This is a genomic window from Povalibacter sp., assembly GCF_036520495.1.
Classification (GTDB): Bacteria; Pseudomonadota; Gammaproteobacteria; order Steroidobacterales; family Steroidobacteraceae; genus Steroidobacter.
In genome coordinates this window covers 20,430-46,394 of record NZ_DATDJO010000050.1, presented here as the reverse complement: position 1 = coordinate 46,394, position 25,965 = coordinate 20,430, and the positions used below count along the sequence as shown (strand labels likewise).

At 62.5% G+C, this 25,965-nt stretch carries 20 protein-coding genes and 1 pseudogene; 5 read left to right on the top strand and 16 right to left on the bottom strand.

The annotated features are described in order from the left end of the window. Positions 1-23: 23 nt before the first annotated feature. From frr to rpsB, 4 genes and pseudogenes are all read right to left on the bottom strand, one after another. Entirely contained in the window at positions 24-581 is a 558-nt protein-coding gene (frr, locus tag VIZ63_RS17760) for a ribosome recycling factor (RefSeq protein ID WP_331611032.1), read from the bottom strand. A 70-nt stretch (positions 582-651) separates the two neighbouring features. Further along, positions 652-1,410, bottom strand: coding sequence for a UMP kinase (gene pyrH, locus VIZ63_RS17755; RefSeq protein WP_331611031.1), 759 nt, complete (start codon positions 1,408-1,410; stop codon positions 652-654). 128 nt (positions 1,411-1,538) lie between these two features. Next, the gene (gene tsf / locus VIZ63_RS17750; RefSeq protein ID WP_331611030.1) at positions 1,539-2,444 is read right to left on the bottom strand and encodes a translation elongation factor Ts; all 906 of its coding nucleotides are present in this window, start codon (positions 2,442-2,444) and stop codon (positions 1,539-1,541) included. 273 nt (positions 2,445-2,717) lie between these two features. Beyond that, positions 2,718-3,485 (bottom strand): annotated as a pseudogene (gene rpsB / locus VIZ63_RS17745) (30S ribosomal protein S2); the annotation flags it as partial. Between the two features lie 335 nt (positions 3,486-3,820). Between rpsB and map the strand changes: the two are divergent. The 4 genes from map to dapD all read left to right on the top strand — a co-directional run bounded on the left by map (position 3,821) and on the right by dapD (position 9,406). Further along, positions 3,821-4,585: a type I methionyl aminopeptidase gene (gene map / locus VIZ63_RS17740; RefSeq protein WP_331611029.1), complete on the top strand. Its 765-nt coding sequence runs from the start codon at positions 3,821-3,823 to the stop codon at positions 4,583-4,585. A 19-nt stretch (positions 4,586-4,604) separates the two neighbouring features. Next, positions 4,605-7,319 (top strand): [protein-PII] uridylyltransferase, encoded by a 2,715-nt coding sequence (gene glnD, locus VIZ63_RS17735; RefSeq protein WP_331611028.1) that lies wholly within the window; start codon positions 4,605-4,607, stop codon positions 7,317-7,319. After that, positions 7,316-8,509 carry a succinyldiaminopimelate transaminase gene (dapC, locus tag VIZ63_RS17730; protein ID WP_331611027.1) on the top strand — a complete coding sequence of 398 codons (1,194 nt, stop codon included), beginning with the start codon at positions 7,316-7,318 and terminating at the stop codon, positions 8,507-8,509. Before glnD ends, dapC begins: the two co-directional genes overlap by 4 nt. A gap of 81 nt (positions 8,510-8,590) precedes the next feature. After that, positions 8,591-9,406 carry a 2,3,4,5-tetrahydropyridine-2,6-dicarboxylate N-succinyltransferase gene (gene dapD, locus VIZ63_RS17725; RefSeq protein ID WP_331611026.1) on the top strand — a complete coding sequence of 272 codons (816 nt, stop codon included), beginning with the start codon at positions 8,591-8,593 and terminating at the stop codon, positions 9,404-9,406. Between the two features lie 24 nt (positions 9,407-9,430). On the opposite strand, the gene phoU (VIZ63_RS17720) is transcribed toward dapD, so the two are convergent. The 5 genes from phoU (VIZ63_RS17720) to VIZ63_RS17700 all read right to left on the bottom strand — a co-directional run bounded on the left by phoU (VIZ63_RS17720) (position 9,431) and on the right by VIZ63_RS17700 (position 14,206). Then, entirely contained in the window at positions 9,431-10,159 is a 729-nt protein-coding gene (phoU, locus tag VIZ63_RS17720; protein ID WP_331611025.1) for a phosphate signaling complex protein PhoU, read from the bottom strand. Positions 10,160-10,189: 30 nt separating this feature from the next. Next, positions 10,190-10,984: a phosphate ABC transporter ATP-binding protein PstB gene (gene pstB / locus VIZ63_RS17715; protein WP_349261222.1), complete on the bottom strand. Its 795-nt coding sequence runs from the start codon at positions 10,982-10,984 to the stop codon at positions 10,190-10,192. A gap of 145 nt (positions 10,985-11,129) precedes the next feature. Further along, positions 11,130-12,038, bottom strand: a complete 909-nt coding sequence (gene pstA, locus VIZ63_RS17710; protein ID WP_414703811.1) for a phosphate ABC transporter permease PstA — start codon at positions 12,036-12,038, stop codon at positions 11,130-11,132. Between the two features lie 29 nt (positions 12,039-12,067). Beyond that, positions 12,068-12,934, bottom strand: a complete 867-nt coding sequence (gene pstC, locus VIZ63_RS17705; protein WP_349261221.1) for a phosphate ABC transporter permease subunit PstC — start codon at positions 12,932-12,934, stop codon at positions 12,068-12,070. 267 nt (positions 12,935-13,201) lie between these two features. After that, the gene (locus tag VIZ63_RS17700; RefSeq protein ID WP_331611021.1) at positions 13,202-14,206 is read right to left on the bottom strand and encodes a PstS family phosphate ABC transporter substrate-binding protein; all 1,005 of its coding nucleotides are present in this window, start codon (positions 14,204-14,206) and stop codon (positions 13,202-13,204) included. A 271-nt stretch (positions 14,207-14,477) separates the two neighbouring features. Here VIZ63_RS17700 and dapE point away from each other — a divergent pair, with 271 nt between their 5' ends. Then, entirely contained in the window at positions 14,478-15,644 is a 1,167-nt protein-coding gene (gene dapE / locus VIZ63_RS17695; protein WP_331611020.1) for a succinyl-diaminopimelate desuccinylase, read from the top strand. A 97-nt stretch (positions 15,645-15,741) separates the two neighbouring features. On the opposite strand, the gene VIZ63_RS17690 is transcribed toward dapE, so the two are convergent. The 7 genes from VIZ63_RS17690 to phoB form a co-directional block, all read right to left on the bottom strand. Beyond that, positions 15,742-16,251: a disulfide bond formation protein B gene (locus tag VIZ63_RS17690; protein WP_331611019.1), complete on the bottom strand. Its 510-nt coding sequence runs from the start codon at positions 16,249-16,251 to the stop codon at positions 15,742-15,744. A gap of 149 nt (positions 16,252-16,400) precedes the next feature. Then, positions 16,401-17,144 carry a phosphate signaling complex protein PhoU gene (gene phoU, locus VIZ63_RS17685; protein WP_331611018.1) on the bottom strand — a complete coding sequence of 248 codons (744 nt, stop codon included), beginning with the start codon at positions 17,142-17,144 and terminating at the stop codon, positions 16,401-16,403. Positions 17,145-17,368: 224 nt separating this feature from the next. Next, entirely contained in the window at positions 17,369-18,775 is a 1,407-nt protein-coding gene (locus tag VIZ63_RS17680; protein ID WP_331611017.1) for a putative porin, read from the bottom strand. 515 nt (positions 18,776-19,290) lie between these two features. Then, entirely contained in the window at positions 19,291-21,960 is a 2,670-nt protein-coding gene (locus tag VIZ63_RS17675) for a TonB-dependent receptor domain-containing protein (protein ID WP_331611016.1), read from the bottom strand. A gap of 86 nt (positions 21,961-22,046) precedes the next feature. Continuing rightward, complete coding sequence (locus tag VIZ63_RS17670; RefSeq protein WP_331611015.1) at positions 22,047-23,612, bottom strand: hypothetical protein; 1,566 nt, start codon at positions 23,610-23,612, stop codon at positions 22,047-22,049. A 239-nt stretch (positions 23,613-23,851) separates the two neighbouring features. Then, the gene (gene phoR / locus VIZ63_RS17665) at positions 23,852-25,195 is read right to left on the bottom strand and encodes a phosphate regulon sensor histidine kinase PhoR (protein WP_331611014.1); all 1,344 of its coding nucleotides are present in this window, start codon (positions 25,193-25,195) and stop codon (positions 23,852-23,854) included. 3 nt (positions 25,196-25,198) lie between these two features. Next, positions 25,199-25,894, bottom strand: a complete 696-nt coding sequence (gene phoB / locus VIZ63_RS17660; protein ID WP_331611013.1) for a phosphate regulon transcriptional regulator PhoB — start codon at positions 25,892-25,894, stop codon at positions 25,199-25,201. Between the last annotated feature and the right edge of the window lie 71 nt (positions 25,895-25,965).

Sequence of the window (25,965 nt, the reverse complement as noted above, 5' to 3'; positions counted from 1 at the left end):
TGATGCGAAGTGAAGCGGGCCGGTCAGACCTGCATCAGTTCCTTTTCCTTGTCGGCCAGCACCTGATCGATCTCGGCGACGTACTTGTCGGTGAGCTTCTGCACTTCTTCCTGCACGCGTCGATCGTCGTCCTGGGTCACGATCTTTTCTTTCACGAGATCCTTGAGATCGCTGAGGACGTCGCGGCGCACATTGCGGACCGCCACGCGCGCACCTTCCGCCTCGTGGCGCACTACTTTGGCGAGATCGCGACGGCGCTCTTCGGTCAGCGGCGGCATCGGCACGCGAATCACGGTCCCGGCAGTTGCCGGCATCAGACCGAGATCGGACTTCATGATCGCCTTCTCGATGGCCTGCACCATCGGCTTCTCCCATGGCGTCACCGTGATGGTGCGCGCATCTTCGAGAGCGACGTTCGCGACCTGGTTGAGGGGCACCTCGTTGCCGTAGTAGTCGACACGAATGTGGTCGAGCAGGCTCGGGTGAGCCCGGCCGGTGCGCAGGCGCTTCAGCTCATTCTTCAGTGCAACCACGCATTTCTGCATGCGTTCGATGGCGTCTTTCTTGAGGTCGTCGATCATTGCAATCTCCAGTCGGGCGATGACGGGCCAACGGTGGGCGACGGGATGGAGTCGCGCCGTTCACTGCCTATCAAGGATTCGTTACCAGCGTACCGACGTCTTCGCCGCGAACGATACGCATCAGTTCGCCGGGCTTGGTCAGGTCGAATACGCGCAGTGGCAGGTTGTTGTCGCGGCACATGACGATGGCGGTGGCGTCCATGACGTTGAGCCGATCGGTCAGCACCTTGTCGAACGTGAGCCGCTGATAGCGCGTGGCGGCTGGGTTCTTCTTCGGATCGTCGGAATAGATGCCGTCGACCTTGGTGGCCTTCAGCAGCAGGTCGGCATTGATCTCGATGGCGCGCAGACTGGCCGCGGTGTCGGTGGTGAAGAACGGGTTGCCCGTGCCTGCGGCAAGTATGGTCACCCGGCCCTTCTCGAGATGGCGCACGGCGCGGCGACGGATGTACTCCTCGCACACCTCGTTGATGCGGATGGCGGACATGACCCGCGCATACATGCCGAGTCCTTCGACGGCATCCTGCAGCGCCAGCGAATTCATTACGGTCGCCAGCATGCCCATGTGGTCGCCAGTGACCCGATCCATGCCAGAGCCGGCGAGTCCGGCGCCGCGGAAAATATTGCCGCCGCCGATCACGATGGCAACCTGCAACCCCAGACCCATCACTTCACGAATCTCTCCGGCGACCCGCTTGAGCATCTTGGGGTCGATGCCGTAGTCCTCCTCGCCCATCAGCGCCTCGCCGGAGAGCTTGAGGAGAATGCGGCGCAGGCCGGTGCCCGAAGGGAATGAGGAAGTCGTCGAGGTCTTGGTGGGTTCGGTCATGTTGCCTGCCTGGGGAAACCGTTGCGGGAGGGCAGCGGCAGAGCAATCCCTGTCCGCGCCACGCTTCCGCCACCCTATTATAGAGAACCCCGCCGGGGCGGGGTTCTCTCAATCGCGAACTGTCGGCTTCAGCGGGGTTGCGCCTTGGCGCTCTCCACCTGCTTCCTTACTTCCTCAGCGAAGTCCTCCTGCTTCTTTTCGATGCCGGCGCCCACTTCATAGCGCACGAACGACACGACTTCGCTGTCCGCCTGCTTCAGATACTGCTCGACGCTCTGCTTGTCGTCCTTCACGAAGGGCTGGCCAAGCAGCGTGATCTCGTTGATCCACTTGCGCGTGCGACCTTCGGCAACCTTGACGACGATCGCCTCCGGCTTGCCGGCCATCTTGGGATCCTGCTTGGTCAGCTCGACATGGATCGCCTGCTCGCTCTTCAGGAGGTCGGCAGGAATCTGGTCGGCCGACACATGCGGCGGATTGATGGCAGCAACATGCATCGCGATGTCCTTGGCAACCGCCTCTTCACCCTTCTTCAGGGCGACCAGGGCGCCGATGCGGGAACCATGCAGGTAGGCGCCCACGACGACAGGCGATTCGACGACATCGAAACGGCGCACGCTGACGTTCTCGCCGATCTTGGCGATCAGGACACGACGCACTTCGTCGAGGCTTGCACCGCTCTCGGACTTCGACGCCAGCAGCGCATCCAGCGAGGCCGGATGCTGTTCCAGCGCGACTTTCGCCACGCTCGTGGCAAAGGCCTTGAAGTCGTTTTCGCGGGCCACGAAATCCGTTTCGCAATTGACCTCGACGATCGCCGCGCGCTTCGCATCGGCCGACCGCTCGATGGCGATCACGCCTTCGGCAGCCACGCGCGTAGCCTTCTTGTCGGCCTTGGCAAGACCAGCCTTGCGCATCAGCTCGGCGGCGGCGTCCAGGTCACCATTGGTCTCGGTGAGCGCCTTCTTGCACTCCATCATGCCCGCGCCAGTACGCTCGCGGAGCTGCTTGACTGCTTCTGCTGTAACGGCCATGGATTACTTCGCCTCGACAGGCGGCGTGACAGCCGGCGTAGCGTCCGCTGCGGCTGGCGTAGCTTCCACTGCGGCTGGCGTAGCGCCCACTGCGGCCGGCGTGACGGCACGGGAGGCGGCCAGGCGGCTCGCCATGACGTCAGCTGCAGTCGAATCGGAATCGACGTCCTCGAGATCGGCTGGGGCGGCGGCAGGAAGGTCATCCTGTGCCGGACGCTTGCGCACCCCTGCCTTCTTTTTGACCGCAGCAGGCTTGCCACCGCGACGTGCTGGCGGTGCGGACCCATCGGCCCGCGACTTCAGCTTGCCTTCGGCATCGAGTTCGACGAATTCGTCTTCGCCGGTCGGCACTTCGGGCAGGGAGGACCGGCCGTCCGTCACGGCTTCGGCAATGCCGGCGCCGTAGAGCTGAATGGCGCGCATTGCATCGTCATTGCCGGGAATGACGTAATCGACATCGTCGGGGGCACAGTTGGTATCGACGACGGCAACGACGGGAATGCCGAGCTTCTTCGCCTCATGGATGGCGATGCGCTCGTGACCGACGTCGATAACGAACAGCACGTCGGGAAGCGATTCCATGTTCTTGATACCGCCGAGGCTGCGCTCCAGCTTCTCGCGTTCGCGGCGCAGGCCCTGCGCTTCGCGCTTGCGATGCTGATCGAGCGTGCCGTTAGCGGCCATCTCGTCGAGAGTGGTGAGGCGCTTGATCGACTGACGCACAGTCTTGAAATTGGTGAGCATGCCGCCCAGCCAGCGATGGCTGACATAGGGCATGCCGCAGCGCTGCGCTTCGGTCTTGATGGCTTCGCGAGCCGAGCGCTTGGTGCCGACGAAGAGCACCTTGCCGCCATCGGCGACAACCTGACGAATGAAGGTCGCAGCCTCGTTGTACAGGGGCAGCGTCTTTTCGAGGTTGATGATGTGAATTCGATTGCGTTCCCCGAAAATGTACTGAGCCATTTTGGGGTTCCAGAAGCGGGTCTGATGTCCGAAATGAACACCCGCTTCCAGCATCTGTCGCATGGACACGCTGGACATGAGAAAACTCCTTGGGGGGTTGAGCCTCCACTGGTCCCATACGACGACCTGGTTTCCCAGGCACCCCGTCGCACGTGTCGGCCAGTGTGAGAGATATTGAAAAGACGGATTCGTTGCCAAAAAAGCGCGCGCTTTATACCATAAACTCGATGATTGACCACAGGTTTTTTCCCGGAAATTTGCCGCTCGCGCTCGCGGCACATTTCCCAACCTGACCCTTCCATCCGGCGCTTCCGCCCGCATACTGCCCACCGCTGACCGCGCCCCGTTTTCGATGGCATCGATCATGTGTGGCCAGCGGTCCCCCTTACCTCCTAACTGACGTTCCCGAAACTATGCAGGTGACGATTAAAACCCCGGCAGAACAAGCCTCTATGCGCGAGGCAGGCCGGCTGGCGGCCGACGTCCTCGACATGATCGGCCCCTATGTCGTCGCCGGTGTGACCACGGATGAGCTGAACGAGCGCTGCCATAACTACATCGTGGATGTGCAGCGCGCCATCCCTGCCCCCCTCAACTATCGGGGTTTCCCCAAGTCCATCTGCACGTCGGTCAACCATGTGGTCTGCCATGGGATCCCGAGCGATCGTCGCCTCAAACAGGGCGACATCATCAATCTCGACATCACCGTCATCAAGGACGGCTGGCACGGCGATACCAGTCGCATGTTCACGATCGGCAAGGTGAACCCCGCGGTCCAGCGCCTGGTCGACGTCACGCGTGAGGCCATGTGGACCGGCATCCGTCAGGTGCGCCCGGGCGCCCGGATCGGCGACATCGGCGCGGCGATTCAGACCATGATCGATCCGCTGCATCTGTCGATCGTGCGCGAGTACTGCGGACACGGCATCGGCCGAATCTTTCACGAGGATCCGCAGATCCTGCATTATCGCCAGCGCGATCCGGGAGTCGAACTCGCACCCGGGATGACTTTCACCGTCGAGCCCATGATCAATGCCGGCAAACGCGACGTGAAGCTGCTGGCGGACGGCTGGACCGTGGTCACGAAGGATCACTCGCTGTCCGCACAGTGGGAACACACCGTGCTGGTAACCGACTCGGGATACGAAGTGCTCACGCTCAGCGCCGCCGAGCGTTGATCCCACAAGAAGATTGCCCATGCCCTTTGTGACGCCCGACGATATCGACGAGACCAGCACGGCCACGACAGATCCGAGCTGGGACTACCTCAACAGCCTGCAGCAGCGACTGCAGGCGACCGGCTCCGAACCGAACATCGCAGCGTTTCGCGAAGCACTCGCCGAAGGCGACAATCGCCTCAAGGCACGCTTCGCCGACGACCAGCCCGTCGAAACCCTGGTGCGCGACCGCGCCCGCCTCGTCGATGCCCTGCTCAAGAACGCCTGGAAACTGCATGTCGGGAACTTCGCGCGCGACGTCGCACTGATCGCCGTCGGCGGCTACGGCCGCGGCGAGCTGAACCTGTGCTCCGACATCGACATCATGATCCTGCTGCCGAAGAGCGAATCGACGCCGTGGCAGTCGAATCTCGAGCGCTTCCTCACCTTCATGTGGGACATCGGCCTCGAAGTCGGCCACAGCGTGCGGACCATCGACGACTGCCAGCGCGAAAGCGCCGCCGACGTCAGCGTGGCCACCACCATGATCGAGGCACGGCTGCTGATCGGTCCCGAACAGCTGCTGGAGGCCATGCGCCGCGCCCTGGCGCCCGAGCGCGTCTGGCCGACCCGCGATTTCTTCGAAGCCAAGGTGGCGGAACAGACGGCCCGACACCATCGCTATCACGACACCGCCTACAACCTCGAGCCCAACGTGAAGTCGAGCCCGGGCGGGCTGCGCGACATCCAGACCATCGGCTGGGTCGCCAAGCGGCACTTCAATGCCGATTCGCTCGACCAGCTGGTCGATCACGGCTTCCTGACACGCGCCGAACTGCGCAAGCTGAAGACCGCCCAGGCCTTCCTGTGGAAGATCCGCTTCGCCCTGCACGTTCTGACCAATCGCCGCGAAGACCGGCTGCTGTTCGATCACCAGATCAAGCTGGCGACGATGTTCGGCTACGAAGACGCGACCTACACGCTCGCCGTCGAACAGTTCATGCAGCGCTACTACCGCACGGCAATGGACGTGAGCCTGTTGAACGAAATGCTGCTGCAGCTGTTTCGCGAAGCGATCCTGTCCGATGCCAACGTCACGCCGGTGCCGGTGAATCCGCGCTTCCAGATCCGCAGCGACTACGTCGAAATCACCAGCGAGGACGTGTTCGATCGTTATCCGTCCGCGCTGCTCGAACTCTTTGTCGTCATCGAGCAGCATCCGGAGATCCGTGGCGTCCGCGCCGCGACCATTCGTCAGCTGACCCGTCATCTGTGGCTGATCGACGAAGAGTTCCGCCAGCACCCGCGCAATCATCGACTGTTCTTCGAGATCCTGAGTGCGCCGCTCGGCGTCACTCACGAATTGCGGCGCATGAATCTCTATGGCGTGCTCGGCCGCTACATTCCCGCCTTCGGCCGCATCGTCGGACGGATGCAATACGATCTGTTCCACGCCTACACCGTCGATGCGCACACGCTGTTCGTGGTCAGCAACCTGCGGCGTCTGGCGATGCCGAAGTACGACCATGAATTCCCGGCCCTGTCGCGCATCATGCAGTCGCTGCCGAAGCCGGAACTGGCCTACATGGCGGCCATCTTTCACGACATTGCCAAGGGTCGCGGCGGCGATCACTCGGACCTCGGTTCGGTGGACGCCGAGGCGTTCTGCCTCGAACAGGGCCTGTCGCGCTATGACGCGCGCCTGGTCGCCTGGCTGGTGCGCAACCACCTGATCCTGTCCGTCACCGCGCAGAAGAAGGACATCAGCGATCCGAAAGTCCTGCACGAATTCGCCAATCACGTCGGCGATCAGAACCACCTCGACTATCTGTACGTGCTGACCGTCGCGGACGTGCGCGGCACCAATCCAAAGTTGTGGAACAACTGGAAGTCATCGCTGTTCTCGGAGTTCTACGAGCGCACCAAACAGGCGTTGCGGCGCGGCCTCGAAAGCCCGATCGATCGCGAGGAACTCATTTCCGAAACTCAGTCGCGCGCGCGGGAGCTGCTCGGTCGCTCCGGCATTGCGGCAGAGAAAGTCGACGAAGTGTGGCCGCACCTGACCGATGATTATTTCCTGCGTCACACTCCGGAAGAGATTGCCTGGCACACGCGCCTGCTCGCCATGCGCGAGAAAGACGACAACTCATCACTGGTCTCCGTGGAACAGCAGTCGGGTCGCGGCGGCACGGCCATTTCCACTTACACCCCGCAGGCGCAGCAGAGCTTCGCACGCACCACTGCGCTGCTGGACCAGCTCGGATTGAACATCGTCGATGCGCGGATCACTCCCACCGGCGACGGCTTCAGCCTCGACGTCTATCACGTGCTCGAGGACACGGGCGCCGAGATCACCGACCGCAACCGAATCCGCGATATCGAACAGCACTTGTCCCACGAACTTGCCAAGCCGGATGCCGCAGCGTTCACGACGGTCACGCGTCGCGCTCCGCGTCAGGTGCGCATGTTCACGACGCCGACGCAGATCACGTTCGTGGAAGATCCGGTCAACCATCGCACCATCATCGAGTTGATCGCCGGCGACCGGCCCGGCCTGCTGTCGCAGGTTGCCAAGGCCTTCATGAACGAGCGGATCCACATCTTCACGTCGAAAGTCATGACCGTCGGCGAACGCGCCGAAGACGTCTTCTATGTGACCAACGACAACGGCACGCACCTCGATACGGCGGCGTGCGAGCGCCTCACCGCCCGACTCACGGCCGCACTGGACGTCGCGAACAAGGCCATTGCATGAATCCGTCGCTGACCAGCCTGCAGCCCTATCCGTTCGAGCGCCTGCGTGCATTGCTCGCGGGAGCGCAACCGCCGGCATCGCTGGCGCCGATTGCGCTCTATATCGGCGAGCCACGACATACGCCGCCGAGCTTCGTGCTCGAGGCCCTGACGCAGAGTCTGAGCACCCTCGGCAGCTACCCGTTGACGCTTGGTCTGCCGGAATTTCGTCAGGCCGTTGCGGCGTGGCTGACGCGCCGCTTTCAGTTGCCGGCAAAAGCAGTGAATCCGGACTCGATGATCCTGCCGGTGAACGGCACGCGTGAAGCACTGTTCGCCGCGACGCAGGCCATCACCGATCGCAGCAAGCGGCCGCTAGTCGTGATGCCGAACCCGTTCTATCAGATCTATGAAGGCGCGGCGCTGCTCGCCGAGGCTGAACCCTGGTTCATGGGTAACGATCGCGACAATGAGTTCCTGCCGGATCTCGATGGCGTATCGCCGGACGTGTGGAACCGCTGCCAGTTGCTGTTCCTGTGTTCGCCCGGCAATCCGACCGGCGCCGTCGCGAGCCTCGACTATCTGAAGCGCGCACTCGAACTCGCGGATCGCTACGGCTTCGTGGTGGCCTCCGATGAATGCTACAGCGAGATCTACCTCGATGAGTCGAGCCCGCCGCCGGGATTGCTGCAGGCTGCCGTTGCCGTGGGTCACAACGAGTTCGAGCGCTGCCTGGTTTTTCACAGTCTGTCGAAGCGCTCCAACGTCCCTGGCCTGCGCTCGGGCTTCGTTGCGGGCGATCCGGCGGTGATCAAACCCTTCCTGCTCTATCGCACCTACCATGGCTGCGCGATGCCGGGTTACGTACAGCTCGCGAGCATCGCCGCGTGGAACGACGAACAGCACGTCATCGAGAACCGCCGCCTCTATCGCGAGAAATTCGCGCGCGTCGTGCCCATCCTGCGCGAGGTGATGGACGTCGCCGCGCCCGAAGCCAGCTTTTACCTGTGGCCCCGCGTCAAAGACGACGAACAGTTCGTCCGTGAACTGTTCGAGAAACAGAACGTTACGGTCCTGCCGGGCAGCTACATCGCCCGACCCGGAATCGCTGGCAATCCAGGGCGCGGCCGGGTGCGCATTTCCCTGGTCGCGAACGTCCCTGAATGCGTGGCAGCCGCACAGCGCATTCGGGACTTCGTCGCGAACCAGTGATGTAGTGATCGGTGATGAAGTGATGCAGGCGAAGCGGGTAGACTTCCGCTGCGATCGTCATCACCGGATCATTTCATCACCATGTCATCTCTCGCTTCAGTCATCGATGCTGCCTTCGAGCAGCGCACCCAGTTCTCGCCCGGCAATGCCCCTGCCGACGTGCGCAATGCCGTCGAGGAAGCCATTACGCTGCTCGACAGCGGCAAGGCACGCGTCGCCGAGAAGCGCGACGGTACATGGCACGTCAATCAGTGGCTGAAGAAAGCCGTGCTGCTGTCGTTTCGCCTGAACGACAACCGCACCATCGATGCCGGCTTCACACAGTTCTTCGACAAGGTACCGCTCAAGTACGCGGACTATGACGACGCGCGCTTCCGTGCCGAAGGCGTGCGCGTAGTGCCGCATGCCATCGTGCGTCGCGGCGCCTTCGTGGCGTCGAACGCGATCCTCATGCCTTCCTACGTCAACATCGGCGCCTACGTCGGCGAAGGCACGATGGTCGACACGTGGGCGACCGTGGGGTCCTGCGCGCAGGTGGGCAAGAACGTGCATCTCTCGGGCGGCGCCGGATTGGGTGGTGTGCTCGAACCGCTGCAGGCCAACCCGACCATCATCGAGGACGGCTGCTTCATCGGCGCCCGCTCGGAAATCGTCGAAGGCGTGATCGTCGAAGAAGGCGCGGTGATTTCGATGGGTGTGTTCATCGGCGCCAGCACGCCGATTTACGATCGCGAACGCGATGAAGTGACCTACGGTCGCGTTCCCGCCGGCGCGGTCGTCGTCTCCGGCTCGCTGCCGCGCGGCGGCAAGTACAACCTGTACTGCGCCGTGATCGTGAAGCGCGTCGATGCGCAGACACGCTCGAAGGTGAGCATCAACGAACTGTTGCGGGAATAATCGATCGAGGCAGCGGTGCGGTGATCACTCGTTCACCGCACCGCCCTGCTTCCGATACCGCACATCCTCACCGCTGGTGACGAACTGCACCTGCTCGGCGATGTTCTTGGCGTGATCGCCGATGCGTTCGAGCCCCTTGAGGGCGAACACGGTATCGATGGTGGCACTGAAGAAACGCTGATCCTGCATCGCCAACGTCAGCAACTGGCGCAGCGCTGCGGCGAATTCGGCATCGAGTTCTGAATCACGGCCCGCCACGCCGCGCGCCAGCCCGGCGTCCGCTTCATCCAGCGCACGCACCGCTTCTCTCAGCATGCCTGCCGTCAGATCCGCCATGTGACGCAGATAGCGCGCCACCGCCAGAACCGGACCGGTCGGTTCGCCCATCGCAAGCCGCGCGGCGAACTTGGCGATTTTCTTGGCCTCGTCGCCCACCCGTTCGAGTTCGACGGTGATGCGGGAAACCGCCAGGGTCATGCGCAGATCGCTCGCCACCGGCTGATGCAGTGCGATGAGCCTGAAAGCTTCGCGATCGACGTCGCGCTCGAACTCATTGATACGCGATTCGCGCGCCAGCACCAGCTGCGCCAGTGCGGCGTCGCCGTCGAGCAGTGCGCGCATCGCAGCGGAGACCTGGTCGATTGCGAGCCCGCCCATCATCACCACGTGCAGACGCAGTTCCGACAGCGCAGCGTCGAACACCTTGGCGGTGTGACCCTCGGCAGGATCAGAAGTGGATGTGAGGGACTTCATGGCCGGACGGTGATCCGCACGATCACTGCATCAGCCGTATCGACCGGTGATGTAGTCTTCCGTCGCCTTCTTGCTCGGGTTCGTGAAGATCTTGGCGGCTTCGTCGAATTCGATCAGTTCGCCGAGGTACATGAAGGCCGTGTAATCCGACACCCGGGCGGCCTGCTGCATGTTGTGCGTCACGATCAGGACGGTGACCTGGTCGCGCAGCGTCGAAATGAGTTCTTCGATCTTTGCAGTCGCGATCGGATCCAGCGCCGAGGTGGGTTCGTCGAACAGCAGGATTTCGGGCGTGGTCGCCAGGGCACGCGCGATACACAGACGCTGCATCTGACCGCCGGACAGCGCAAGAGCGGAATCCTGCAGACGATCCTTGGCCTCGTCCCAGAGTGCGGCGCCGCGCAGTGCCTTCTCGACCTCCTCCGCGAGTGTTGCGCGATTGCGCACACCGCGCAGGCGCAGGCCGTACGCAACATTCTCGAAGATCGATTTCGGAAACGGATTCGGTTTCTGGAACACCATGCCGATACGCATGCGGACCTCGATCGGATCCACGTTCGCACCGACCAGATTCAGATTGTCCGGATGCAGCGTGATGCTGCCCTCATAGCGCGTCCCCGGCTGCAGATCGTGCATGCGATTGAAGCAGCGCAGGAACGTGCTCTTGCCGCAGCCCGACGGACCGATCAGCGCGGTGACCTGCTTGTCCGCGATCGGAATCGTCAGGTTCTTCAGCGCCTGATGCTGGCCATAATAGAAATTGAGATTGTCGACCGCCGCCTTGACGTCGAGCGTGCGGACCTTGCGCGTGTCATCGACACTGATGGAAATCTTCGGCGTGGCCTGAGCCGCGCGCACCGACGCATCGTTCTGCAAAGGAATCTCCTGGGCACGCCTGGCTGCCGGCACGGCAGCGACACTGGTAGGGGCTGATTCGGTCGTCACTTGCTTCACACTCACCTGATCGCTCTTACCAGTTGATCTTCTTGCGGAACCGATAGCGGATCCAGATCGCCACACCGTTCATGAGCAGCGTCATGCCGAGCAGGATCGCACCGGCGGCGGCGGCATTGGCCTGGAACGCCTGATCCGGCCGCGACACCCAGTTGAACATCTGGATCGGCATCACGGTGAACGGATCGTTGAGCCACTTGAACGAGAGGAATGGAAATTCGCTCTGGAACGGCGACTGCGGCAGGAAGGCAATGAAGCTCAGCGCACCGATGGTAATGATGGGCGCCGTTTCGCCGATGGCTCGCGACAATCCGAGGATCATGCCGGTGAGCACGCCGCCGGTGGAATACGGCAGCACGTGGTCCTTCGTCACTTCCCAGCGCGTCGCGCCCAATCCATAGGCTGCTTCGCGAATCGAGTTTGGCACCGAACGGATGGCTTCGCGCGTCGCGACGATGACGATCGGCAGGATCAGCAGCGCCAGTGTGAGACCCGCCGCCGCGATGCTCTGCCCCAGGTCGAACTGGTAGACGAACAATCCCAATGCCAGCAGGCCGTACACGATCGAGGGCACACCCGCGAGATTGGTGACATTGATTTCTATGACGGCGGTGAACCAGTTCTTCGGCGCGTACTCTTCCAGATAGATCGCCGCCGCGACGCCCACCGGCACGGCGCAGCATGCCGTCACCACCATGACCAGTGTGGTGCCCACCCAGGCAGCGAGGATGCCCGCCCGCTCGGCATTGCGCGAAGCAAAGTTGGTGAAGAAATCCACACTGAAACGCGGCGAGCCATCGCGCACCAGATCGATGAACAGCACGGCGAGCACGGCCAGACAGGCCAGCATCACGATCAGCCCGACGATCACGAAGATCTTGTCGAGCATCTTGCGGCGGGTCAGGCCGGCACGCACTGCTTCCATGTCCCGGAACGTGGCGGAGTTGGCGCTCATCAGTAGGCCTCACGAAAACGGCGCGTCAACGAGAAGCCGATGACATTGAAGACCAGCGTGATCAGCATCAGCACCAGGCCCGCGGCGAAAATACTCTGGTAACCGATACTGCCGTGCGGCAGATCGCCGAGACTGACCTGGACGATGTAGGCCGTGATCGTCGCCGCCGGCTCGCGCGGATCGAACGTCAGATTGGGCTGCATGCCGGCGGCGATGGCCACCACCATGGTCTCACCGACCGCGCGCGAGATACCGAGAATGAACGCCGCCGCCAGACCCGAGAAGGCGCCGGGAACCACCACACGCAGCGCGGTCTGCAGACGCGTCGCGCCCATTGCATAGGAGCCTTCGCGCATGTACCGCGGCACGGCGCGCATCGCATCCTCGCTCACTGAACTCACGTACGGCACGATCATCAGGCCGATGACCAACCCGGCGCTCAGCATGTTGAAGCCCGGCAGATCCGGCATGAAGTATTGCAGCACCGGCGTGACCATCGTGAGCGCGAAGTAGCCATACACCACGGTCGGCACGGCGCCGAGCAGCTCCAGAATCGGCTTGACGGTCTCACGCACCTGGTACGGCGCGAATTCGCTGAGGTAGATCGCGATGGTCGTGCCCAGCGGTACGGCCACCAGCAGGGCCACCATGGTGGTGGTCAGCGTGCCGGCCACCAGCGGCATGATTCCGTAGTGGGCGTCCGCGAACAGCGGCGTCCACATCGTGTCGGTGAGGAATTCCTTGATCGTCACGTGTTCGAAGAACGCGCTCGACTCGTACACCAGGATGGCGACGATGGCGAGGGTCGTGAACACGGCCACGAGTCCGGCGGCCAGCAGGAAGAACTCGATGATGCGATCGCGCATCTTTCGATAGCGCAACGCCTTTACCAACTGGCCCGGACTGGAAATATTCTGATTCAAGCGACGAACTCTTCAGGTCGGGTATGCCGAACCGTTGCGGCGTTTGGGCCATTCAGTGACGGGGCGAACTTTACTGATTCGTCCGCCGACATGCGACGTTGACATGAGGCTAAGTGCTGTCTGGCGCCGGGTTACTGGCCAGAAGGCGAAGGGAATCCTCCTCCATCTGGCCAGCCGCCCGGCGCTCCGGAGCCCAGCAGCCCCCTTCCGTTACAACTTGCCTTCGCGAGCCAGCAGGTTGTCGATGGTGACCCCGACTTCAGGAACGCCGCCAAACACCGTGCCGAGCTTGCGATCCGTGAAGTGCTTGAGTGCGAGCTGGTAAGCCTTCTCGGGCAGCGGCACGTAACCGACTTCCTTCACGAGCTTCGCGCCCTCGGTGAGATAGAACTTGATGAATTCCTGGATTTCGGGCCGCTGCGCCGACGATTCGCGCACGTAGATGAAGAGCGGACGCGACAGCGGCTCATAGCTGCCATCGATGACGCCTTCCAGGCTCGGACTGACCGCCTGGCCCTTGCCGTTCACGATCGGCACCGCCGTCAGGCGATCCTTGTGCGCGATGTAGTACGCATAACCGAAGTAGCCGAGCGCCGTCTTGTTGTTCTCGACGCCCTGCACCAGCACGTTGTCGTCTTCGCTGGCAGTGAAATCGCCACGGCTCGCCTTGGCCTTGCCGGTGATTGCTTCGGTGAAGTAGTCGAAGGTGCCCGAATCCGCGCCGGGGCCGAACAGCATGAGGTTCTCAGCCGGCCATTCCGAACGCACCTGGTTCCACTTCGAGACACGGCCCTGGGCGCTCGGCTCCCACATCTTCTTCAGGTCCGCGACCGTCAGGGATTTGACGAAGGTATTGGACTTGTTGACGACCACGGTCAGCGCATCGAACGCCACCGGGATTTCCAGGTACTTCACTCCGGCCGCGCGGCAGGCGTCCATCTCCTCTTTGAGGATCGGGCGCGACGCATTGGAAATGTCGGTCTCGCCGCGGCAGAAACGCTTGAAGCCGCCGCCCGTGCCCGCGATGCCGACCGTTACGCGGACCTTGCCGCGCTTGGAGATCTGGAATTCTTCCGCCACCGCTTCTGCGATCGGGAAGACTGTGCTGGAACCGTCGATTTTGACGATGCTCTGCGCCTGTGCCACGTGCGGAGCCGCCAGGACAGCCATCCCGCTCATCAGCATCGAAGCGCTCAATTTGTGCCACAACTTCATGGATTTGAACCTCTTGAGGGGAATACCGGCCAGCACGCATACCGTGCCGGCCAACCATGACGCGGGAGTCTGCCCACCCCGCATGACAATCGTGTTACAGCAGATGTAACTGCGGCGAAGCGCGGCGCCGGCATCCCGGGCAGACTGCAACAGAGCCGTAACAGAGGCGCGGCAGGCAGACACCTTGCCCGACTGCCCCTCGTTCGCTATAAGTCCGCGCCCTTCGCCCGCTTTCCCGCCTTCCGAACGACTACTTCATACCGCCTACAAAATGAGCAGCAGTCCGCCCCGATCCTCCGCCGTCCTCTCCCCCACGATCCAATTGACCCAGGAGTTGATCCGACGACCCTCGGTCAGCCCCGAGGACCATGGGTGCCTGCAGATCATCTCCGAGCGGCTGGAGGCGTTGGGATTCAAGGTCGAACGGCTGACCTACGGTCCGGTGGAAAACATCTGGGCCCGTCACGGAACCGAGGGACCGGTGCTGTGCTTTGCCGGCCACACCGACGTGGTGCCGACCGGCCCGCGCGAGGAATGGCACTCGGATCCGTTCGAACCCGTCATCCGCGATGGCGCGCTGTACGGGCGCGGCGCGGCAGACATGAAGAGCGGACTGGCGGCGATGATCGTGGCCACCGAGCGCTTCATCGCCCGTCATGCCGATCACCAGGGCACGCTGGCGTTCCTGCTCACGAGTGACGAGGAAGGACCGTCGGTCGATGGCACCCGCCGCGTGATGGAAGTGCTGGAGGCCCGCAACGAGAAGATCGACTGGTGCCTCGTCGGCGAACCCACGAGCACCGATGCCCTGGGCGACACCATCAAGATCGGTCGCCGCGGCTCACTTTCGGGAAAGCTGACGGTGCACGGCATCCAGGGCCACGTGGCCTACCCGCACCTCGCGGACAACCCGGTACACGCTGTCGCACCCGCGCTCGCCGAACTCTCGACACGTACCTGGGACAAGGGCAACGAGTTCTTCCAGCCGACCACCTTCCAGATCTCGAACATCAACGCCGGCACCGGGGCGCCGAACGTGGTTCCGGGAGAACTGAAGGCGCGCTTCAACATCCGTTTTTCGACGGAACAGACCGTCGAGAAAATGCAGCAGACCATCACGGGCATCCTCGATCGCCACAAGGTCAATTACACGCTGGAGTGGTTCGTGTCGGGCCTGCCCTTCTTCACTCCGCCGGGTGTGCTGTCAGATGCCGTTCGCATCGCTGTGAAAGAGAACACGGGCCGTTCGCCGCAGATGTCGACCACGGGCGGTACGTCCGACGGCCGCTTCATCGCCCCGACGGGCGCGCAGGTGGTCGAACTCGGCGTGATCAACGCCACGATTCACAAGGTGAATGAGAACGTGCGGATCGCCGATGTCGACACGCTGACATCGACGTACGAACGCACGATGGAGCTGTTGCTCGGAAAGAAGTGACGAGGGCAGCGTCCTCGTCACTCCGCGCTGGAGGCCGGTAACCACAGAGTTGGTACTGGCGTCCGATTCGGGATGGATGAAGATTTCCGGCTGAATTTCAGTTGTTGCCGGCCACCGGGCGCAGATTCACGAGCGCCGCCCACACGCCAGCGGCGAGCAACGACAACAGCACCCACCAGGGCATGGACAGCCCGAGCAGCGTCCAGTCGACCTTGCCGCACTCGCCCGAGCCCGTGAGCACCTTCGTGATCACGTCGGTCACCGGCATGATGTCCATCAGGTAGTCGAGGCTGGCGCCGCAGGCCGCGACCGTTCCGGGTGGCTGAGCCTGAATCCACAGATGCCTGATGCAGATGAGACTGCCCGCCAGCACGGCGAACAGGAGCAGCCCCCCATACCAGCGCGCGCCCGTCCGCCCAGGGTTATGCAGTGCCGCGATCAGGAACAGCACCCCGACGCTGATGACGGCCACGCGCTGAAAGATGCACAACGGACACGGCTCGAGGCCGAGCACGTACTGCGCATAGAGCGCATAGCCCATCAGGCATGCGCAGAACAGGAAACCGAGGGAGTTGCCGACGCGGCGCGATACAGGCAGTGACATCATGCGGCGAGTCTATCGGGATCGTCTTCCCGTCCGCCAGCACCCCTCCTCTCCGTAAGCGCTGCAATAAGCGCCGGCGAGGCAGAACCGAAGATTTCCCCGGTCTTCAGGATCTGGAATGCGCGCACACGCTCAGGCAAGCAGCATTGCCACTAGCGACCAGAATCCGCAGCGCGCTGGCTACGCGACTGCATCTGCTTTTCGACGTCTTCCAGCGACACGTGCCGGATGTCCTTGCCGTAGACCATGTAGACGACGTACTCGCACACGTTCTTGGCGTGATCGCCGATACGTTCGAGCGCCCGGGCGACCCACAGCACATCCAGCGCGCGGCGGATGGTGCGCGGATCTTCCATCATGAACGTGATGACCTGGCGCTGGATCGCTTCGTATTCCTCATCGACCAGCCGGTCCTTCTTGGCAATGGCCACGGCGCCTTCGGCGTCGAGACGGGCGAAGGCATCGAGGGCTTCGTGCACCATGTCGCCGACGAGACGGCCGAGGTGCTTGATCTCACGATAGCGATCGGCGGGACGTTCGACGGCCGCAAGCCTGGAACCGATGTACCCGATCTTCTCGGCCTCGTCGCCGATACGCTCGAGGTCGGTGATGGTCTTGATGACCGCGACGATCAATCGCAGGTCGGATGCGGCCGGGCTGCGCGTGGCCAGGATGCGGCTGCAGTCATCGTCGATCGCGACTTCCATCGCGTTGACTTTCACATCGCCGTGCGCGACCTGTTCGCCGAGCCGGCTGTCGCCCTCGACCAGCGCCTCGACTGCCAGCTTCAGCTGCTCTTCGACGAGCCCGCCCATCTGCAACACGTTGGTACGAACGCGTTCGAGGTCATCGTTGTAACGACTGAGAATGTGATGCGAGAGATCGGCTTTTTCCATGACACAACCGGCTGTAGGCGACTTGAGTCTTGTATACCCGTCGCAACTTGCGGCCGCAAGCGCGACAGGAAAAGAAGAACTCCACGGGGGACACGATCGAAAGCGACCACCGCAAATCCCACGGGGAAATGCCGCGGGACGAGAGCACGGGGAGGGAAAGATCCGTCGATAGAATCTCTTCGTCGCCCCGTGCCCGCGTGATCCCCGTGTGAAATTCTCAACGATCAGAACTTCAGGTTGAAGTCGATCTGCAGGCGATCGTAGTCGGTCTTGGTGCCAAAGACCGCGTTGACCGGCACATCGACGAAGCGCTGATTGAGGAAGTACGTCGCGTTGAGCGACACGTTCTTCCACGGGGCATATCCGGCGCGCAGTACCCAACCCTGGGTGTCCGTCGTGCCATCGCCGAAATCCGAGTCCACGACCTGAGCGAACAACGCATCCTTCCCCAGAACCTCGTACAGGACGCCCGCTTCCCAGGTGTGGTAGTTGCTGGCTTTACCGAACAACACCCCTGCTGCCCATGCGGTGTTCAGATCGTCGGGATCCTGGTTCTGTGCGTAGTTGGCCCACACCTGCAGCGGCAGCGCGCCGATCTGGGAGTTGAACTCGGCGAAGCCCTCGATGATATTGAAATCATGGGCGAGACCGCTGAACGGACCGGTCAACGTGTTGCCATTGGCATTCGCGTTGAAGAAGGGCCGCTGGCCCTGGCCGTTCCTGAGATCCGAATAACCGACACCGGCCACCAGGGTGGATGCGCCCACGGGCATCCGTATGCCGAACTGGGCACCCAGCGTGTAGATATCCTTGCTGCACGTACGACCGGCGTCGGCGATGCAGTTCGTGAGTGACGTGATCGTCACCGGCGGTGTGCCGGAACTCGAACTCGAAGAACGGGCTGCATTGTTGCGCTCCTCGATGAGGAAGCCGAACGCGCTGCCGAAGAACATGCCGCGACTGAACTGCATCGCCAGCCCTTCGGGATTCACGTCGTTGTCGTAGAACAGGCTCTGTCCCGGACGCACGAACGGATACTTCATCTTGCCGCCGAGCAGATTGCCCCAGTCGGCGAACTTCCAGTCGAAATAGGCGAGATCGAAGCCGATCGCCTTGCGCGAGTTGACGCCGCCCAGTGTCTGATTGGAGGAACGCGGGTCTTCGCCGCCCGTCGCCACCTGCAATCCGACCAGCAGGGAATCCGTGACTCTGGCATCGAAGCCCAGCCGTGCCCGGATCCGCTGACGGGTCTGTTGCTCGTCGTTGAAACCCTGCAATCCCGCCACGACACCCTTGCGCGTGGGATCTTCGATCCACTCGTAGCGATAGCGCAGGTCACCCTTGGCACTGATACGACCAGCCCAGTCTGCGCCCTTCACTTTCCCGGCGTCCGATTGCAGCGTCGCCGTATCCTTGCGCAGGCCCTTGGTTTCGGCCTTGAGATAATCATCCTGGGCCTTGAGCGTCTGGTTCTCGGACTTGAGCTCGGTATTCTCCTGCTCCAGCCTGTCGACCCGCTGCATGAGCGTCTGCAGTTGTTCGCGAATCTGACCCAGATCGTCCGCGCTGGCGGCGAAGGCGCCGGCCGGCAGCTGCAACAGGGCAACCGTGACTGCGGTAGCAATCAGCATGTTCTTCACGTCATGAACTCCCGTGTTAGTGAGTACGCCCGCCAACGTTGGTCTTGAAGCTGCGGCGGGCCGATGACCGGTTTTATACCGGCGCACTGTTACAGAGAGATTGCAGTCGGCGAGGATTTGCATGTGTTCATGCTGCCCTCGTGAACGCGGGATGACGAACTCGTTAAGGTCGCTGTTGATGGTGGCTGCGGTGCTCCCGACATGCATCGACAAATGCCGCCGCTTTCGCCAGGAACTGCGCCACCGCAAGCGTGATGTCATCCTGCCGTCACACTTCAGACGCTGGATCACTCGCGGGCACTGGATGAGCGCGCATCATATTCTCTGCTGAGGGGTCCGACTTCAGCCGGACAGGTCTGGAGATCCGGATGTCCGACTAAAGTCGGACCCACAGGAAATACGCGAGTCGGACCCACAGGAGATACGCGGATGCATCACTGCTTTATCGGCTCATGGGGGGTGATGCCAGGCATCCCACCGCCCTGCCCATCACCGCATTGCCGATATCAGAAGGCCACCGTGACCGATGCAGAGATCGTCGTGCCCACATCGTAGCGATTGTAGTAGACGGTGTTTTCGCCGCGCTCCTGAAACTCTTCGTAGCCTTCGCCGAAAATATTGCGTGCTTCCAGCTTGAACTCCATGTCGGTGTTGAACAGGCGCAGCGCTTCGCGCGCTACGAGATCCACTCGCAAGCCAGTCGATTCGTAGAAGTCCGGCATTCCCGAGGGGCCGCGGCTCGTCACCCGATCGCTCGCATACGACAGCAGGATCGTCTGCTGCGACAACCGGCCAGGACTCTCCAGCCCGAACTGCAGGTTGACGATATGGTCCGACTGGCCCGTCAGCGGTGAGCCGTCGACGAAGAAATGGCTCGCCGGCTGCGTCGCCGTGCCGAACACGCTCACCGTATCGCCCGCTTCGACGTTGATCTGCGAGTTGGTGTAGGTGTAGTTGGCGATCACCACCGCACGGCGCGAGCCGAGGATCCCGCTGCCGAACCGTTCATCGAGCGGGAAATACTTCTGCACTTCCAGTTCTGCGCCGTAGAGCACGGCTTGCGGCGCGTTGGCGAAGCTGGTTTCGGTGGTGTTGTCGTTGAAGCCGGTGAACGTTTCGATTGGCTGATCGATTTCCTTGTAGAACCCGGCGACGGAGAAGCGTTGCTCGGGCGCGAAGTACCATTCGTAGCGCGCTTCGGCATTGACGAATTCGCTGTCCGTCAGCAGCGGATTGCCGCGATAGGTGCGATTGGCCTCCGGATCGTAGTACCGCTGGAACATCAGCTCACGGAACTGCGGTCGCGCGACGGTTTTCGATGCATGCAGGCGCATCTGCATGTCGTCGCGGAACCTGTAGGTGAGCGTCGCCGCCGGCAGCAGGTAGTCGTTCGCGATATTGGTCGACGCACCGGAATTCGTCAGAGTGTCGAACACCTGCAGCGGGCGAACGTCCTGCTCACCCTGCTCATAGCGCGCACCGACGCTGAGTTCGAGCCCGACGGCCACTTCCGCCTGCACCTGGGCATAGGCCGCCTCGGTGCGAAGTCTGGCGGCAAAGGCGGGATCGGTCTCCGTCGTCTCGACCAGTCCGATGTCGTAGAAGTCGATGATTCCCGCGCTGAGCAGATAATCCGGCCGCAGCATCCCGACGCCGCTCGGGAAGCTCGACGGCGCCACGATCTGGAACGCGCGCCGTGTCGAGTCGCGCTGCGTATCCGCAATATCCAGTCCTCCGGACAGCACCAGTCGCGGCATGAGCTGCGCGGTGAGATCCACTCCGGCCGACCACAGGTCTTCCTGCAGGTCGGAGAATGCGATCTCCGCAAAGCCGCTCTGGCCGTTGTCGAGACGATTGATGAAATAGCCGCCATAAGGACTCGCTGCCTGGTTCGTGCGCACATAGCCGATGCCCAGTTCGTACGGCGCTTCGCGCTTCGACGTCGAATACGACGCCCGGGTGCTGACCTTCACCGGATCCAGGTTGAAGCCGCCCGTCAGTTGCGTGCTCAGCAACTCGCGTTCGTACAGCGCCGTGGTTTGCTCGCGGAAGTCCTGGCCGAGCGCCTGACTGTTCTGTTTACCTTCCGCCAGACTCGTGCGCTTGAGCGTGTCGTGGATGTAAAGGTTGGTCCAGCGCAGCGTGTGGCCCTCGCCGAACTCATAGCCGAGGCCCAACAGCGCATTGGCGACGGCCTGGTTCTCGGTCGAGACCTTGCGGTAGTCATGGTCGAGTCCGGACAGATCGAAGCTGGCAGGCGTCTGCTCGATGTTGTCGCGGGTACGCCAGCCGTTACTGAATCCGGCCGTGGCGATGACTCCAAGCTCGGACTCGTCGAACTGCCAGGCGTCGCCGGCAGTGATCTTCCCGGAGAAATTCGCTGGAATTTCACCGACCGTCTGCACCAGACCGTTACTGCGACTGACCAACTGCCCGGCAATGGCACCGGAATCCACGGTACCCGAACTCAGACGCTGTCCGCTCGCGAAGAACTCCGCGAGCGCCGCTGGCGTGTCGCGATTGCCGTACCCGGTCCAGTCACGTTTGTTGCCGTAGTAGTCGTAGCCAAGCTGCCCCGTCGTCTCGGTGTCGCCGCTGACACCAAGATTCACATCGAGGAACGGCGCCGTCGGTATGGCCAGAGTGGTCAGATTGATAACGCCACCACCGAATTCGCCAGGGAAGTTCGGTGAATAGGTTTTCTGCACCAGCGAGGACGCCACCACGTCCGTCGGGAACAGGTTGAGCGGCACAGCGCGACGCATGGGCTCAGGGCTAGGCAATGGCGAACCATTCAGCAGCGCCAGCGAATAACGGTCACCCAGGCCACGCACGTAGACGAATCCGCCGCCAACCACGCTCAGCCCGGTGACGCGTCCGAGCGCACCCGCGATGTCGCCTTCGCCCGTTCTGGCGATATCGTCCTGCGACAGCACCGTGATGACCTGCGTCGTTTCCCGCTGCACATCGCGCTCGCGGCGACCCACCACCACGACCCCGGGAATGCCGCCGGGCATGGAAACGTCGACTGAGTTCGCCGCCGCAGGCTCTCGCGTAGACGCCAGCGTTGCTTCTGCCGACTGCGAGGCATTGACCTCGACGGGCGCCTGAGCGAATGCATGGGTGGAGAACGCGGTGGCGGCGAGCACCAAGCCCCAGGTGCGTGGTTTGGCCATGTGTATTCCTGCTGCTTTTCCGGATTGTTCGAGCGCCACGCGCGGCGAGTCACGACGGTTGCGACTCGCCGCACGCGGAGTTGCTGTTACTGCGCGAGCGATGGCAGCGACGTGCAAGCCGTGCTGGTCGAACCGAAGTTCGCGATCACCGAGTTGCAGGTCCAGCCTGCGTACCACGTGTCATTGGCATCCTTGACGGCGCCGACGTAGTTGGTCGTGTCGAACGCGGCATCCACGAGCTTGGGATCCGCGGCCACCGCCGCTGCCTCGCTTGCACCATTGACGAAGGTATTGGTCAGCGTCGCCGTGAACGCAGCACTGACGCTGGTGCCCGCGCTGAAGGTATCCGCCACCTGCTGAGCCGTGACACCGCCCGAACCGACGAACGGCGCTGCGGCACACTGCATGACAACGGACTGGAACAGCGGCGGGCCCGCCTTTTCCGTAGCAGCATCGGCCGTCAGGATGTTGCTGCCATTCAGGCGCAGGCACGCCATCGGGCTGGTCACCACACCATTCACCAGAGTCGCATCCGCCTTGCCGCGGAACAGCATGGCGGCGTTGTTGCCGCTCGCCGGATTACGATGGACGACGGTGAAGTTGGCGAGCTTCAGGTGTGTGCGCGGCGTCTGATCCTCGAGCGCGTTGGCGGAGTCGAGCTCGATCATGGAGTCCGCAGCGCCGGAGGTCTTCTGGACCGCGATCACGTACTGGATCGTGCCCTTGTAACCGACATCGAGGTCGAGGCCGTCGTCATCCGCGCCGGTCACGACGACGCGGCGCATGGGCGCAGTGCCGCCGAAATTTTCGAAGCCGTCGTCGGAGCTGTTGTGGGATTGGAAGTATTCGATCGTCGTGCCGCTGCCTGCGCCTCCGAGCGTCAGCGACTGCAGTTCGCTGTTGCCGGAAAGAACATAGCCGGAGTAACGGATCTGCACGTAACGGATCGTGCCGCTGTTGTCGTTGGGCGTCGCGCCGCCGTAGTAAGCAGGATCCACCGAACCTTCGGTCTGCCGCTCGCAATTGACTGTTCCCGGTGTCGCCGCCGGAGCAACCGTGCAATCCGTGATGGGCGCGCGACCCAGCAATACGACACCACCCCATTGACCCTGGGCGTCATCGTTGGTCAGACCCAGCACGTTGTCGCGACTGGTGAACACGATCGGCTGCGTCGCCGTACCGGCCGCCTGGATACGGTTGCCGCGGTTCACCGCCAGCCACGACACGCCTGTCTTCGCGAAGACCACGACACCTGGCTGGATGGTCAGGACGACGGGCGCATCGGCGGTCGGTGCGGCGCCGCGATCGACTCCAACATCGACACGGCCGTCCAGCGCATACAACAGACCGGGAACGCGGTTCAGCGTGACACTGACATTCAGTCGATTCGGCAACGCGCAGACGCGATAGGTCCCCGTCGGTCCGGTGATGGTGCCGTCGTCTCTCAGGCCTGCCGGATCAGCGATCGTGGGACAGCCGTTGGCGGGCTCCACACCTTGCGGATCCGGATCCGGCGCAGGCGTTGGATTGGTCGCAGGCGGATTGGTGATGGTGACGTTGCCCGCACTGCCCGCCGAAGAAATTTCATCCGCGCCACATCCCGCCAGAGCCACCGCCACTGCACCTGCAACGACCCAATTGAAAGCTCTCATCTAATCCGCCTCCCAAGACGACACCAGGAATGATTTGTGTAGTCTGGGAAGCCAACATTGCAGTCATGTTGCCGTCACGTTGCGATTGGATTTACTCGTATCGGCGCGTCCTCGCAAACGCATCTCGAAGACTCAACTGCGCTTGGTTAAGCCAGCGGAGACGGATCCACGATCTCCACGGGGAATTTCTCGATCCTGGATCTGCAATGCGCGCACGCGCTTGAGTCGCGCCATTGACCTCAGGCCTGGAGTGCCGCCGCTTGCTCGACGGCCGCGCGCGAGATCACGCGATGCGGCGGAAAGTGACAGGTGAACGTGCTTCCCTTGCCTTCGACGCTTTCGATGTTGAGCGTGGCTTCGTGCCGGTTCAAAGCATGCCTGACGATGGCCAGACCCAATCCGGATCCTCCCATCTCGCGCGAACGGCCGGAATCGACACGATAGAAGCGTTCGGTGAGCCGCGGGATGTGCTCCTCGGCGATGCCTACACCCGTGTCACGCACGCTGACATGGCCGCCGTCCTTGTCCACCCACCAGCGCAGCGATATCTCACCGCCGGGCGGCGTGTACTTCACCGCATTCGACACCAGATTGGACACGATCGAATGGATCTCGCTCTCGGCGCCGAGCAGCCAATGATCTTCATCGGCTTGCAATGTCACCGAATGCGAACCCTGCTCTGCCGAGGTCGCTTCCCGCCGCAGGAGCGACAGCATGCCGCCCACATCCACGGGGCGCTCGATATGGCGACGATCCCCCGACTCCAGCTTCGACAGCTCCAGCAGATCGCTGATGATGCTGCTCATGCGCTCCGCCTGGCGGCGCATTTCGAGCACCGGCGAGTGCCACGCCGGATCGAGGCTCTGGTCGTCCGACAACGCATCGAGATATCCGGAGATCACCGTCAGCGGCGAACGTAATTCGTGCGATGCGTTCGCCACGAAGTCCTTGCGGATCGACTCAATGCGCATTTCGCGACTGACATCGCGCACGATCAGCAACTGACGCTGCGATCCCCGCGTCCGCACCACGGTGATTGACAGATAATGACCACCGTCGACCGGCTCGTACACGACCACCCCATCGACAGGCCGGCCGTGCTTGAGATATTCGACGAAGGCCGGGTGCCGGATCAGATTCTCGATGCGGATACCGACATCGCGCTTGCGATGCAGGTTGAGCCAGCCGGCCGCACGACCGTTGAACCAGAGGATCTCGTGTTCGGACCCCAGCAGGATTGCCCCTTCCGGCATCGCCGTCGTCAGGCGGCGGAATTCGCGCAGCAGACCCGTGACCTGCGCACGATGATAGTTCTTGCGACGATAGAGACGGTCGACGATGGCAATGACCTCGCCCCAGGGACCGCTGATATCGGGCGGCAGTTCGACGCGACGATGCGACAGCCAGCGTTCGAGACGCAGCAGATTCCAGAACTGGACGAGCAGGTAAACGCCAAGCACCAGCGCCAGCACCATCCAGGTGCGCCCGATGATGAGTCCGACCAGTGATGCCAGCACAATGGCAATGGCGAATCGCGTGGCCGCCTGCCAGCCGGCGGAGGACACTCGGCTGAATAATTTCACGCGCTACTCCGCGCGCGTCGAGAACCTGTAACCGGAACCGCGCACTGTCTGGATGAAGCGATCGTAGTTGAAGGCCTCGAGTGCCTTGCGCAGGCGGCGAATATGCACATCGACGGTCCGCTCTTCCACATAAACATTGCCGCCCCATACCCGGTCGAGGAGCTGCGTGCGACTGTACACCCGTTCCGCGTGGGTCATGAAGAACGACAGCAGGCGATACTCGGTGGGACCGAGCTGTACCGTGCGCTCGCCGACCGTGACCCGGTGACTGCCTGCATCCAGTACGAGTCCTTCGGCGTCGATCACTTCTTCCGCGCTGCCGGTCGCTGAACGACGCAGCACCGCATTGATCCGCGCCAGCAGTTCGCGCGGCGAGAAGGGCTTGGTGACGTAGTCGTCAGCGCCGCCGTCCAGAGCCAGCACCTTGTCCTGCTCATCCGCACGCGCCGTGAGCATGATGACCGGCACTTCCTGCGTTTCCTTGTCACGCTTCAACGCCCGCGTGAGTTCGAGCCCGCTCATTTCGGGCAGCATCCAGTCCACCAGAACCAGGTCGGGCCGGCGATCGGCGATGCTCGCCCGTGCAGCACTGACATCGGCCGCCTCGCGGACTTCGAAGCCGCTGCGGCGTAATCCGAACGCAATCATTTCCCGGATCGGGCGTTCGTCTTCAACGATCAGAATCTGTCTGGCTGCCATGAATTAAAGCAATTCAACGAGATGAGCGGGGTCGTTTGTCTGCAACATTACAGCAATCGATTGTTACAGTC